The 13446-nt window shown below is 61.9% G+C and carries 13 protein-coding genes; 3 read left to right on the plus strand and 10 right to left on the minus strand.

What is annotated here, in order from left to right:
* Window positions 1–1426: PQQ-binding-like beta-propeller repeat protein (locus GC162_08615; protein ID MBI1368698.1), on the minus strand; the 1426-nt coding region annotated here is incomplete at its 3' end.
* Between GC162_08615 and GC162_08620 the strand changes: the two genes are divergently transcribed.
* Window positions 1425–3737 (plus strand): tetratricopeptide repeat protein, encoded by a 2313-nt coding sequence (locus GC162_08620; protein ID MBI1368699.1) that lies wholly within the window; start codon window positions 1425–1427, stop codon window positions 3735–3737. The two genes, GC162_08615 and GC162_08620, sit on opposite strands and share 2 nt — an antisense overlap.
* A gap of 41 nt (window positions 3738–3778) precedes the next feature.
* Here GC162_08620 and GC162_08625 read toward each other — a convergent pair whose 3' ends face one another.
* Genes GC162_08625 through GC162_08635 form a run of 3 tightly spaced genes read right to left on the minus strand, consistent with a single transcriptional unit; the run spans window position 3779 to window position 7320 of the window.
* Window positions 3779–5272 carry a hypothetical protein gene (locus tag GC162_08625; protein MBI1368700.1) on the minus strand — a complete coding sequence of 498 codons (1494 nt, stop codon included), beginning with the start codon at window positions 5270–5272 and terminating at the stop codon, window positions 3779–3781.
* Window positions 5273–5286: 14 nt separating this feature from the next.
* Window positions 5287–6903: a hypothetical protein gene (locus tag GC162_08630; protein MBI1368701.1), complete on the minus strand. Its 1617-nt coding sequence runs from the start codon at window positions 6901–6903 to the stop codon at window positions 5287–5289.
* A gap of 36 nt (window positions 6904–6939) precedes the next feature.
* A complete protein-coding gene (locus tag GC162_08635) occupies window positions 6940–7320 on the minus strand; it encodes a sulfurtransferase (GenBank protein MBI1368702.1) in 381 nt (126 codons plus the stop codon).
* An 87-nt stretch (window positions 7321–7407) separates the two neighbouring features.
* Between GC162_08635 and GC162_08640 the strand changes: the two genes are divergently transcribed.
* The gene (locus GC162_08640) at window positions 7408–8232 is read left to right on the plus strand and encodes a hypothetical protein (GenBank protein MBI1368703.1); all 825 of its coding nucleotides are present in this window, start codon (window positions 7408–7410) and stop codon (window positions 8230–8232) included.
* A gap of 46 nt (window positions 8233–8278) precedes the next feature.
* Window positions 8279–8557 carry a cupin domain-containing protein gene (locus tag GC162_08645; protein MBI1368704.1) on the plus strand — a complete coding sequence of 93 codons (279 nt, stop codon included), beginning with the start codon at window positions 8279–8281 and terminating at the stop codon, window positions 8555–8557.
* A 3-nt stretch (window positions 8558–8560) separates the two neighbouring features.
* Here the strand turns inward: GC162_08645 and GC162_08650 are convergent, their stop codons facing one another.
* The 6 genes from GC162_08650 to GC162_08675 form a co-directional block, all read right to left on the minus strand.
* Window positions 8561–8923 (minus strand): DUF59 domain-containing protein, encoded by a 363-nt coding sequence (locus tag GC162_08650; GenBank protein MBI1368705.1) that lies wholly within the window; start codon window positions 8921–8923, stop codon window positions 8561–8563.
* 11 nt (window positions 8924–8934) lie between these two features.
* Window positions 8935–9372 carry a cysteine desulfuration protein SufE gene (locus GC162_08655; GenBank protein ID MBI1368706.1) on the minus strand — a complete coding sequence of 146 codons (438 nt, stop codon included), beginning with the start codon at window positions 9370–9372 and terminating at the stop codon, window positions 8935–8937.
* A gap of 29 nt (window positions 9373–9401) precedes the next feature.
* Complete coding sequence (gene sufS, locus GC162_08660; GenBank protein ID MBI1368707.1) at window positions 9402–10655, minus strand: SufS family cysteine desulfurase; 1254 nt, start codon at window positions 10653–10655, stop codon at window positions 9402–9404.
* A gap of 3 nt (window positions 10656–10658) precedes the next feature.
* Window positions 10659–12005 carry a Fe-S cluster assembly protein SufD gene (gene sufD, locus GC162_08665; protein ID MBI1368708.1) on the minus strand — a complete coding sequence of 449 codons (1347 nt, stop codon included), beginning with the start codon at window positions 12003–12005 and terminating at the stop codon, window positions 10659–10661.
* A gap of 17 nt (window positions 12006–12022) precedes the next feature.
* Window positions 12023–12817 carry a Fe-S cluster assembly ATPase SufC gene (gene sufC / locus GC162_08670; protein MBI1368709.1) on the minus strand — a complete coding sequence of 265 codons (795 nt, stop codon included), beginning with the start codon at window positions 12815–12817 and terminating at the stop codon, window positions 12023–12025.
* Between the two features lie 59 nt (window positions 12818–12876).
* On the minus strand, window positions 12877–13446 hold a 570-nt coding region (locus tag GC162_08675), incomplete at its 5' end, for a Fe-S cluster assembly protein SufB (protein ID MBI1368710.1).

A 13446-nucleotide genomic window follows, 5' to 3' on the forward strand; every position in this document is an offset into this window, starting at 1 on the left:
GGGGGGGGATGACGGTTGGGGTGGAGGGGGGGGGGGATGGTGGGGGTTTGGGAGAAGAATAAAAGGAAGGGGGTAAGTGGGTGTGGAGGTCGAGGCAGAGGAGGTCGCCGGCGGCGTCGCGGAGGTAGAGGCGGGCATGCGAGAGGACGGGGACGGTCCAGCATTTGCCGTTGATGACTTTGGCTTTAGAGATGGGGCGGAAGGCGTCGGGTTTGGCGGGGGCGGCGAGGAGTTCGCCGGTTTCGCTGAGGACGAGGAGTTTGTTATCGCTGATGAGGAGCGACCCGGCCCCCATGCCGGACTGGCGCCAGTTTTCCTTGCCGGTGGCCAGTTCCATGCAGACGAGTTCGGGCGGGGCGCCGGTGTGGGTGTTGCCGTCGAAGCCATAGACGTGTTCATCGAGGACGACGGAGGTGTTCATGTGATTGGCGAGGGAGCGGTTCTCGTAGACGCGCTGCATTTTGCCTGGGGCGATTTTCAGGAGGGTGCAGCCCTTGCCGTAGCCGGTCGAGAGGAAGACGGTTTGGCCGGTGATGATGGGCGTGGTGGCGTTGGTGTCGAAGGAGGTTTTCCATGGATACTGTGAGAGTTCGCGTCCGGTGGCGGCATCGAGGAGAACGAGGCCGAAGGAGTTGAGGACGGCGAGCCCGCGTTTGCCGTCGATATCGAAGGGTGCGGGGGTCGAGTAGGCGGGCTTGTATTCGGTGGATCGCCAGACGGGTTTGCCGCTGTTGCGATCGAGCGCGATGGTTGGGCCGGCCTGATAGACGACGTTGTCGCCGTCGATGAGGGGGGAGGAGGTGAAGCCCCATGCGGGGGGTTTGCGTGCGCCGGTGAGCTTGCGAAGATCGCTGGCCCAGAGGACTTTGCCGTTGGCCGCGTCGAGGCAGAGCAGGGCGCCTTCTTTGCCGACGGTGTAGACCTTGCCATCGCTGACGGCGGGGGTCGCGCCCGGGCCGCCTTCGTGCATGTTCGCCACGAGGTCGGCGGGGTAGGCGTGCTTCCAGATTTCCTTGCCGCTCGCGGCGTCGAAGCAGTAGACGGTTTCCTGCCCGCCGGCGTTGCCCATGACGTACACCCGCTCGCCGACGACGGCGAAGGAGCCGAAGCCGACGCCGATGTTCGCTCTCCATAGCACGGGCGGACCGCCGCCGGGCCAGTTGGCGTTCCATCCGACTTCGCGGCTGATGCCGTCATGCTCCGGGCCGCGCCAGCAGGGCCAGTCAATGCCCTCCGCCGCACCAGCCGGCAAACCCAGTCCGCTGAACACGACCAGAACCGCGACGGTGATGAGGTGACGAGTCATACCTCTATTGTTGAAGGCCCTTTCGATTCGGACAACCCCGCTTCGCAACAAGTCTGTTAAACTCCGCAATCGTTCGCCCGCCCCGTGCGTTGGCACTGATTCCAAACCGACATGGCCCATGCCTGAGACCGCATCCAAATCCCGCCGCCCGCTTTACGTCACCTGTGTGCTGATCGTCGCGCTTGTGATCAGTGTCGTCCTCGGCGCCCGCGGAACGTCCCATCCGGCCGCGCAATTCGTCGGGCGAAGCTCGTGCATCGAATGTCATAAGCCCCAAGCCGCGCTGTACAAGGATTCCGATCACGATCGCGCGATGGACCATGCCGCCCCCGACACCGTCCTCGGCGACTTCAACAACGCGACCTTCACCGCCTTCGGCGTCACCACGACCTTCTTCAAACGCGACAACCAGTTTTTCGTCAACACCGAAGGCCCCGACGGGCAGCTTCACGACTACCCAATCAAGTACACCTTCGGCGTCAAACCCCTCCAGCAGTACCTCGTCGAATTCCCCGGCGGGCGGATTCAGTGTCTGCCCATCGCGTGGGACGTGAATCTCAAAAAGTGGTACCACCTCCACCCCGATGAGCACATCGCCCCGCACGACCCGCTCTTCTGGACGCAGCGGCTACAGAACTGGAACTACATGTGCGCTTCGTGCCACTCCACGGACCTGCACAAGAATTACGACGCCAAGACCGACACGTATCACACCAAGTGGTCCGAGCTGGACGTGTCCTGCGAAGCGTGTCACGGCCCGGGGTCCAACCATGTCGACTGGGCCTACGGCAATATCGCCAAGCGCTGGCTCATCGGGTCCAGTCGCGGCATCGAGAATCCGATCAAGTCGCTCAGTTCGCTGCCGCAAATCAATACGTGCATGCCCTGTCACTCCCGCCGTCAGATTCTCGATGACAATTATGTGCATGGCGAACCGTACGACGATCACTATGAGCTGGAGACGCTCGAGCCGGGGCTTTATCACGCGGACGGGCAGATCCTTGACGAAGTCTACGTGACCGGGTCGTTCATGCAGAGCAAGATGTATCACCGCAACGTGCGCTGCACCGATTGTCACGACCCGCATTCGCTCAAGCTCATCACGCCCGATCATCAGCCGACGAATAATCTGTGCGTCCGCTGTCATGAAGGCCACCCCGCCGAGAAGTACGACACGCCCGCCCATTTTCATCACGCTCCCGGCACGCCCGGCTCCAGGTGCGTCGACTGCCACATGCCCGGCAAGAACTACATGGTCGTCGATTTCCGCCGGGACCATAGCATCCGCCTGCCCCGCCCCGATCTGACCGTCAAAATCGGCGTGCCCAATGCGTGCGACAATTGTCACGCCGACAAAGGCGCGAAATGGGCGGCGGACAAGGTCGTCGAATGGTTCGGGCCCAAGCGCGCCGTCGATCCGCACTACGGCGAGGCGCTTGCCGCCGGGCGCGATGGGGCCCTCGATGCGCCGGCGAAACTGGCACGTGTCGTCGGCGATCCGACGCTGCCCGTCATCGTCCGCGCTACGGCGATCCGCCTGCTGAGCAACTATCCGGTTCCCGAAGCCGCCGCGTCGATGATTTCCGCCCTGACCGATCCCGCCGCGATGGTGCGGGCGCGGGCCGCCGAAGGCCTCGTGCATGTCGACCCCAAGCAGCGCCTCGCCGCCGTCGCGCCGCTGCTTGCCGATCGCGTGAAGCTCGTGCGCGTGTTGGCGGCCCGGTCGCTCGCGTCGGTGCCGCCGGAGATGTTCTCCGCCGAGCAGCGCAAGCAGTTCGACGCCGCGCTTGCCGAGTATGCCGCGTCGCAGGACGCCTTCGCCGAGATGCCCGGAGCGCACATGAATCTGGCGCTGCTCTACACGGACATGAACCAGCTCGATCGCGCGGAGCAGGAGTATCAGACCGCGCTGCACCTCGACGCCGGTTTCTCGCAGGCGAAAATGAACCTCGCCATGCTCTACAACCAGCAGAACCGCAAGGCCGACGCGGAGAAACTGCTCTCGGAAGTGATCGCCAGTCCGCGCGATCTGCACATGACCGCCGACTCGTGGAAGATGGTGCTCGGCGAGGCGTACTACTCCCGGGGTTTGCTCATTGCCGAGGAACCCAACCGTCTCGCCGACGCCGTCGAATCGCTCGATAAAGCCGCGGAACTTTTGCCCGACCGTCTGCGTGTGCAGTACAACGATGCCCTCGCGCTTCAGCGACTCGGGCGTGTCAACGAAGCTGAGGCCGCCTACCTCCGTGCCTACAAGCTGGACCAGACCAACGTCGACGTCGTCAACGCCATGTCGATCTTCTACGCCCAGACCAAACAGTGGGACAAAGCCATCACCTTCACCCAGTACCTCGCCCGTCTCGTCCCCGAAGCCCAGGAAATCCAGCAGCGACTGTTGATGCTTCGCCAAATGCAGAACGCCGGCCAGTAAATAACCCCGAAGCCCACGCCTTTCAGGCGTGGGTTCCCCTCTTATTTGCCCCCATCGACTGGCCCCGCCCCCTCATCGACCAACCGATTCAACGCATAATACAGCGTCCGATTCACGATCGGATGCGCCTCATCCGCCGTCGTCAGATTCGCCAGCGTCAGCTCATGGATGTACCCCGGCATCAACTCGCTGAGCGTCAGCGACACCGTCCGCCCATCCGCACTGACTTTGGCGGCGGTGACGGGGACGGCATGCATGCCGAATTGGTTGGACCCGTACTGTTGATGATACTCATAATAATATCGCCGGAATTTGTAGTTCGAGGCGTTGGAGGCCTGCTCGGAATTGAGCGGACGGGTGAATGTCAGCGTGAACCCGTCCTTCGTCAGATGCATGGCCTGAACTTCCGGCGGAACGACGCCCGTCCAGGTCAGCTTCTGCAACCCCGTCCCGCCCGACCAGCCGCGCACGCGCTTCGTGTGACCGACATACATCGCCCCCGCCGCATCGAAGCACATGCGGCTCACCCCAGCCGATAGCCCGGCATTGTCGTAGAAAACGACGCTCGCCCCCTGTAGTTCCCCACCGACATTTTCAAGCATCACGCGCATCAGCCGCGCCCGATTCATCTCGCCCACGAACATCTGTCCCGCGAACGGACCGAACTTCCCGCCCGTCGTGTCGCACAGCGGCTGCGTCGGCGAATTGGCCATCACGCCATGCGGAAACAGCACCGCCGCCTTCGTCCGCATCGCGTCCAGTTCCTTCACCGGCGTTTTCAATGGATCGCCTTCAAATCCGCTTTTCCACACCAGACTCGCCACGTGACCATAGAAATGATCCTTCATCACGTGATACAACGGACTCGTGCCGATCCAGTCACCCTGATTGTCCGTCACGAACAGATTGCCTTCCATGTCAAACCCCAGCCCGTTGGGAGAACGGAACCCTAGCGCAAACGGCTCGATTTTCCCCTCCGGCGTCACCTTCATCACCCACCCGCGCCACGGCACATACGAATACATCCGCCCCGCCCGGCCATTGGGCGCCGTCGCCCCGCGCACTTCGTAGCGCACCCCCGCGCCGTTCGAAGCCGTGTTCAGCGAAATGTAGAAATTACCGTCTTTGTCCATGACCGGCCCGAATGCAAATTCGTGATAATTGCCCGTCATCCCGAAATCATCCGTGACGGTGATGTACTGATCCGCCACATTGTCGCCGTCCGTGTCGCGCAGCCGCGTCAGTTCCGGCCGCTGCATCACAACGACTTCATGATCGTTGATCGCCACGATCCCCAACGGTTCGTGCAGCCCCTCCGCGAACTGCTTCCATGTCTTTTTCGCCGGGTCGTACATCCAGACGCCATCGCGGTGGAAACACACCGCGATGCGCCCGTCAGGCATCATCGCCACGCCGTCCACCTCCGCGGGGACGTCCTTGGGCGTCTCGATATTTTCGATCTTGTAGTACTGCTCGATCTCGCCCAAAGCATGCGGCGGCGCCATCACGGCTGTCAGAACAATCGCACAAAACAGATAACGCATGAACATCATGGCGCCTCCCGCTTGTAAATCTTTTCAAGTTCCGTTTCGCTCAGCGCCCGGTCATACAGGCGGGCTTCATCCATGAGTCCTTCATAGAACGCATCTCCCCCGCGCGAGCCGACGAAGACATGGGCATCGGGCATGTCGAGTTTGACGGGCGAGCCCGTTTCGATGCGCTTGCCGTCGACGTAGAAGCTCGCCTTCCCATCCCCGACGATCAGCGCGACATGGTGCCACTCTTCGCGCGTCGTCGTCTTCATGTGCCATGCATGCGTCGTGTTTCCATCAGCGACACTGGCGGCAAAGCCCTCGGAATCCACGCGAATCCCGACGGACTTGTCCGCTTCGCCGGCGCCGATGAGGTACGCGCCTTCCTTGGCGACCTTGCGCACGTTGACCCACGCCATCATGGTCAGCCCGTCCTTAAGCTGGTTCGTCGTGACGCCCGAATCGAGCTCCGCGTTCTTGCCGTTGAATCGCAGCGCCTGCCCGCGCACGCCCGGCTCGGGGCTCGGGCACTTGTCCCATTGTTGATCGTTCATCGACCAGTAGCCGATGGGCTCGACCTTTGGCCGATTGGTCATGCGGATGGTGAATTGTCTGCCCTGTTCCGCGGAGAGCTTTAATTCGCCATTTTCAAAGCCGCCGATCGAGCTTGCGAATGCCGCGCCGCTGTCGGGGTCAGTGATGAGCGTCACCGACTGATCGAGCTTGTCGATTCGGAAGGTTTGCGCAAGGCCGTGCGGCATCGGCGTGATGAGCTGATGCACGCGGTATCCGTCCACGTCATACTCAAACTCCGGCAGCGATTCGATGAGCGTGTACCCGCGGAAGTGAACCACGGGCGGGTGATCGGAGTTGCCGAACCGCAGGGGAAACGCATCATCCGCCCGCCACCAGATGCGGCCGAGCACATGGGCGAACCCGTCCGCTTTGGCTTCGAGAATCGCCAAATCGTCGATGAAATCGCCGGTCCATGCGTACCGCAGCCGGCAGGCGCCCGCGTCAAAACAATATGACTGTTCGCCGGGCAGATGCACCGCGATCGCCGCCGGCCCGCAATCGCGCATGAACGTGCGGTAGACGATCGGCTTCATGGCGTCATGATGATGATGAGCCATCGCCGGCATCGGAGGCGGCAGATTCGGATCTTTATCTTCCGGCGGCAACGTCAGCTTCTCGCCTACGTACAGCGCCCCGTACATGACAAACCCATGTCCCGGAAAAGTGCAGACATAGGGATACACGCCCTGGACTTTCGGCGCGGTGAACTCCAGCTTCGCGCTCTCGCCCGGCTCGATCGCCGGGACGGAAAAGAGCACCTTGTCCGACTTGGGCACATATCCGAGAGCCGGCCCATCGGCCCCAAGCGCGAGCGCGGCGTTGACGATCTCGATGCGCGCGCCGGGTTCGGTGATCACCAGATTGTGAATCATCGAATCGAGATTCTCGATGTGCAGGACGACCTTTGCGCCCGGCGGGACGACGAGCCGTTTCACATCGTATTGCAGGCCTTCGATGGTCTTAATGTCGAACGAGATCGCGTCGTCGGCGCGTGCGAGGCCCGTCGAGAGAACGAGCAGCAGGCAGGCGTAGCGAAGCATGGCGGGGAAAGACTTCATGCGTGCACTCACAGGGGGTAGCTGAAAATATCGGAATTACGCGGGTTTTTCGGTGGGGAGCCCGGCCTCGGTCCACCCGCGCCATCCGCCGTCCATTGAGCGGACATTGGTGTAGCCCATCTTCTGAAGATTGTCGGCCGCCAGCGCCGATCGGAATCCGCCGCCGCAGTAGAGAACGAGCGGCGCATCGGGGTCGGGGATCTCCTTCTCGATGTCGCGCTCGATGACGCCCTTGCCCAGATGCAGAGCGCCCGGCAGATGACCGGCGGCGTATTCGCTTTCTTCGCGCACATCGACAAGCACAAACGGCTCACCGGCCTCGAGCATTGCACGCACATCGTCGACCGTGCATTCGTGAATGCGCGTCTTGGCGTCATTGACAATCTTGAGGAATCCGGGTGCGTGTTGCTTGCCCATGAGGCGATTGTACGGCCAAAGCGGCGGCGTGACCAATCGCCGCTCGCGCCATTGGTCATCGCGCAGCCGATCCGGTAATCTGTCCGCATGACGTTACTGGACTGGCTTGCGAAAAAGATGGGCCGGCTCTCCGTCCCGTTCACCACCGAGACGATCATCGGCGGGCAGATCGTGTTCTACGGATTGGCGCGCGCCAATCCGCAGACGGTCGCCGACATGGCGCTGATCTGGAACCAGGTGCTCGCGGGCGAATGGTGGCGGCTCGTCACGTTCATCTTCATCCCGCCGATTGAGAATCCGATTTTCGCCATTTTCACCTGGTACATCTTTTACTTGATGGGCACGGCGCTGGAGGGACACTGGGGCACGTTCCGGTATAACGTCTTCGTGCTGGTGGCGTACCTGGCGACCGTGGCGACGGCGCTATTGGTGCCGATGCTGCCGATGGCCAATACGTATATTCTGCTGACGGTTCTGCTGGCATTCGCGACACTTTATCCAAACTTCGAGTTGATGCTGATGTTCTTCTTTCCCGTGCGCGTCAAGTGGATCGCCATGGTGACCGGATTGCTCATTGCGTACGCCATTGTCGCCGGGGACAGGGTCAGTCAACTTGCCGCGGGGGCGTCGGTGGTGAACTATCTGCTGTTCTTCAGCCGGGACATTTTCCAGCGATTACGCTCCGGACAGCGCGGCATGGCGCGCCGGGCGGCGGCGTTTGCCGATAAAAACAAGGCGTTTCACGAATGCATCATCTGCGGCAAGACGGACAAGTCGCATCCCAACGAGGAGTTTCGTTACTGTCCCGAGTGCGACGGCGCCCCATGCTACTGCTCGGAGCACATTTTCAGTCACACCCATATCCGCAAGGACGAACGCGGCGGAAAGGGCAAGGCCCGTGAGCGATACTGACTACTTTTTCGAGCCGGCGGCGCTGGCACGGTTCAGCGTCGAGAAGATGCAGAAGGTGAACCTCTACGAATCGCCGCGGATGTTCACGGATGTGTACTGCCTGCTGCCGGGCCAGTCGCAGAAGGATCACACGCACGACGCCAACGACAAGGTGTACCACGTATTGACCGGCTCGTGCACCGTCCGCATCGGCGACGAGACACGCACGCTCGAAGCCGGTCACACGGCGATCGCGCCGGCGGGCGTGCTGCATGGCGTCGTCAACGAGTCGGACGACCCTGCGACGCTGCTGGTTTTCATGGCCCCGCATCCGCGGCTCGTGTGAAAACTACATCAGCCCCAGGTGCAGTTTCGCCGCATCGCTCATCAGGTCCTTGTTCCAAGGCGGGTCCCACACGATCTGCACATCGCAGCTTTTGACCTGCGGAATCGTCATGACGCCGCGGCGCACCTCGCCGGGCAGCACCTGCGCTTCGGGACAATTGGGCGTCGTGAGCGTCATATCGATCTTCACCGCGCCGGTCGGCTCGTCGATGTCGATCTTATAGATCAGCCCCAGTTCGTAAATGCTGATGGGAATCTCGGGATCGAAGATACGCTTCAGCTCGTAAACGATGCGCTCGCGCAGATCAGCGGGGGGATCGCCTTCGGGCGGCTGGGGCGGGGTCGGTTCGGAGGAGTAGATACGCATGACGATTGGGCTCACTGATACGCGGCGGCGAGGGCGCGGATGCGCTTGACCATGGCGTGCAATCCGTTGCGGCGCGTCGGGCTCAGATGTTCTTCCAGATCGAGCTTGGTCAGGATGCCCGTGATGTCGGTGTCGAGAATCTGCTGCGGCGTGCGGCCGTTGTAGATAATGCGAAGGATGGCAATGAGCCCGCTGACGAGAAAAGCGTCGGCCTGTGCATCAAACTCGATGATGGCGGGAGAGCCGTTCGATGCGGGCGTCACATGCTCCTTGAGGAACACGGTGGCCTGACACCCGTGCACGCGCGTGTCCTCATTGCAGTCTTCGGGCTTCATCGGCGGCAGTTTCTTGCCCAGGTCGAGCAGATACGTGAACCGCTGCTCCCAGTCGCCGAGGAACTCGAAGTTTTCGGTGAGTTCGTCGATCGTGATGGCGGCCTGTTCGGTCATGGTGATGCATTCTACGCGCGTGGCCCGTTTCAAAGTCCCGCGAACATGCGGCGGACTTTGGCGAGTGCGGCGATCAGGGCGTCGATGTCTTCGCGCGTGTTGTACATCGCCACGGACGCGCGGACGGTGGCGGGAATATGAAAGCGATCCATCACCGGCTGGGCACAATGATGCCCGGTCCGCACGGCCACGCCCTCGCGATCAAGCACCGGGGCCATGTCGTAGGGATGAATGCCTTCGAGCGTGAACGAGAGTACGCTGACTTTTTCGGCGGCGGTGCCGATGAGGCGCAGGCCTTCGATTTGCGAAAGCTGCTGCGTGCCATATTCGGTGAGCGCGTGTTCATGGGCGTTCATGGCGGTGTAGTCGATCGCGGCGAGGTAGTCGGCGGCGACGCCCAGCGCGATGCCGCCGCAGATATGTGGCGTGCCGGCTTCGAATTTATACGGCAGATTGTTGTAGACGGTTTTCTGGAATGTCACCGAAGCGATCATGTCGCCGCCGCCTTGATAAGGGGGCATCTTTTCCAATAGCGCTTCGCGGCCCCACAGGATGCCGATGCCGGTCGGGCCGTACATCTTGTGACCGGACAAGGCGTAGAAGTCGCAGCCGAGCGCCCGTACGTCGATCTTCAGATGCGGAGCGGCTTGCGCACCGTCGATGAGCACGACAGCCCCGGCCTGATGCGCCCGATCGATGATGCGCTTGATCGGATTGATCGTGCCCAGCGCGTTGGAAATATGATTGACCGCGACGATCTTCGTACGCTCGGTCAGCAGCGACTCGAACGCGTTCATGTCCAGTTCGCCGCGGTCATTGATGGGAACGACCATGAGCGTCGCGCCGGTCTGTTCGCAGACCATCTGCCAGGGGACGATGTTGGAATGATGCTCGAGCCAGGTGATGAGCACTTCGTCGCCGGGCTTGAGCGTCGAGCGGCCGAACGATTGGGCGACGAGATTGATGCTCTCGGTGGTGCCGCGGGTGAAGATGATCTCGTGCGCGTGATCCGCACCGAGAAAACGAGCCATTTTCGCGCGGGCGCCTTCGTAGGCCTCGGTCGCTTTTTCAGCGAGATAGTGGACGCCGCGGTGGATATTCGCATTCGTCGAGCGGTAGTAGTCATCGATGGCGTCGATGACGCATTGGGGCTTCTGACTGGTCGCGGCGTTGTCGAGGTAGACGAGCGGCTTGCCGTGGACTTTCGTGGCGAGGATTGGAAAGTCGGCGCGCACGCGCGGCACGTCGAAGGACGTGTCGGGATGGGTCACGGTCGGGTTCATGGGTTAGAGCAGATTGTCCATCAGACTCATCTGCGGCAGGCGCGTGACAAGGAGCTTTTCGAGCGGACGGCGGATGGCTTCGATGTCCATGCGGTCGATGCTTTCGTGCGCGAAGGCATAGATGAGCATGCCGCGGGCGGCTTCTTCGCTCAGGCCGCGGGCCTGAAGGTAGAAGAGGGCGTCTTCATCGATCTGGCCAGTCGTCGCGCCGTGCGTGCATTTGACATCGTCGGCGTAGATTTCAAGTTGCGGCTTGGTGTCGATCTGAGCGTCATTACTAAGAAGCAGATTCGAATTATGCTGCACGGCATCGGTCTTCTGAGCGCCTTCGTTGACGACGATGCGGCCGCTGAAGACGGCTTTGGCGTGATCGTCGAGAATGCCGCGGTAGAACTGGCGCGATCCGCAGTTGGGGGCGGCATGGACGACGCGCATGTGGTTGTCCATGTGCTGGTCACGGTGCGGCAGGTAGAGGCCGTTGATCATGGCGTAGGCGTTTTCGCCGACGAGTTCGAGGTGTATGTTGTTGCGGGCGATCGCGCCGCCGAGGAGGACGGAGTGGGACTCGAAGCGGCTGTCACGGTCCTGATCGGCGCGGAGGGTGGCGATGTTGAAGGACGCTTCGCTCTCGCGTTCGAGCAGGTAGTGGTGCAGTTCGGCGTTGGGGCCGACGCAGGCCTCGGTCACGGCGTTGGAAAAGTAGACATTTTGCGAGTGACTGACATAGTTTTCAATCACGGTGGCGTGCGACCCGTGCTCGGCGATGATCAGATTGCGCGGGTGCGACGCGAGGGGGCGATCGGCGTCGGTGGCGAAAAAGAGCATGTGAATCGGCGCATCGATTTTGAGATTTCGGCCGATGTGGATGAACGCGCCGTCTTCAACGAAGGCGGTGTTGAGGGCGGTGAAGGCATCGGCGCTTTCGTCGGCGTAGCGGCCGAGGTGCTCGCGGACCAGATCGGCGTGTTCGCCGGTCAGCGCGGCGGCGAGGCCGGTGACGGCGACGCCTTTGGGGAGTGAGCGGAGGATGGACAGGTCGGGGCGGTAGCGGCCGTCGACGAAGACGATGCGGGCGCTGCTCACGCCGCCGAAGGCGAGACTGGCGAGGGTGTCGGCCGTCACTTCGGAGCCGGTGTTTTCGGCGAGTTGGAAGGCGGTTTTGGCAATGGGCTGCACATTGGTGAAACGCCATTCCTCCATTTTCGTCGTGGGGAATCCCATCTCGGCAAAACGGGCGAAGGCGCGGCGGCGGCGATCACTGAAGAAGGCCCACGGCCCGGCGGCGGCGCGGGCGGCGACGCGTTGAAAGTCGGCGGCGAAGGAATCGGTCTGTTCCATGACTTGAGGCATCGGTTCGTCCTTGTCGCTTAGCGGGCGCCGGCGGTGGCGGGGGAGCTGGCTGCGGCGGGCTGCTTCTCGACCCAGCCGTACCCCTTGCTTTCGAGTTCGAGGGCCAGTTCCTTGTCGCCGCTGTGAACGATGCGGCCGTCGACGAGGACATGGACGAAGTCGGGGACGATGTATTCGAGAAGGCGCTGGTAATGCGTGATGACAAGGAAGGCGCGGTCGGGGGAGCGCATCTTGTTGACGCCATCGGCGACGATGCGGAGGGCGTCGATGTCGAGGCCCGAGTCGGTTTCATCGAGGACAGCGAAGGTCGGCTCGAGCAGGGCGAGTTGGAAGATTTCGTGGCGTTTCTTCTCGCCGCCGGAGAAACCTTCATTGACGGCCCGCTTGAGCATGTCCAGATCGATTTCGACCAGCTTGGCTTTTTCGCGGAAGAGCGTCAGGAGCTTCATGGCGTCAAGCTCATCAAGTCCGCGATATTTGCGGACGGCATTGACGGCGGCGCGGAGGAATTGCATGGAGCTGACCCCCGGAATTTCCACGGGGTACTGGAAGGCGAGGAACAGACCTTTGCAGGCGCGTTCGTCGGGCTCCATTTCCAGGAGGTTCTTGCCGTGGTAGATGACCTGGCCGTCGGTGATTTCGTAGTCTTCCTTGCCGGCGAGGACGTTGGCGAGGGTACTCTTGCCGGAGCCGTTGGGACCCATGATGGAGTGGACTTCGCCGGGGTGGATGGCGAGGTTGATGCCCTTGAGGATGGGCTTGCCATCGACGGAGGCGTGGAGGTTTTTGATTTCGATGAGAGGCGTGGTCATTGGTTGCGAATCCTTCAAAGGCAGAACGCGGGGCGTTGCCCCGCCGCTAAACGTTGGGGTCAGCCGACGGAGCCCTCGAGACTGACGGCGAGGAGTTTGTTGGCTTCGACGGCGAATTCCATGGGCAGTTCGTTGAAGACTTCCTTGCAGAAGCCGTTGACGATGAGGGACAGCGCGTTTTCCTCGTCGATGCCGCGCTGCTGGCAGTAGAAGATCTGGTCCTCACCGATTTTGCTGGTGGAGGCCTCATGTTCGACGGACGCGGTGGGGTTGCGCGATTCTATATAGGGGAAGGTGTGCGCGCCGCACTGGTCGCCGATGAGGATGGAGTCGCATTGTGTATAGTTTCGGGCGTGGTCGGCTCCCTTGAGGATCTTGACCTGGCCGCGGTAGGTGTTCTGGCCATGCCCGGCGCTGATGCCCTTGCTGACGATCGTCGAGCGGGTGTGCTTGCCGATGTGGATCATCTTCGTGCCGGTGTCGGCCTGCTGGCGGAGATTCGTCAGTGCGACGGAGTAGAACTCGCCGACGCTGTGATCGCCCTGGAGGATGCACGAGGGGTATTTCCAGGTGATGGACGAGCCGGTTTCGACCTGGGTCCATGAGATATGGCTTCGGACGCCGCGGCA

It is taken from the genome of Planctomycetota bacterium (assembly GCA_016125255.1).
Lineage (GTDB): Bacteria > Planctomycetota > Phycisphaerae > Phycisphaerales > Zrk34 > RI-421.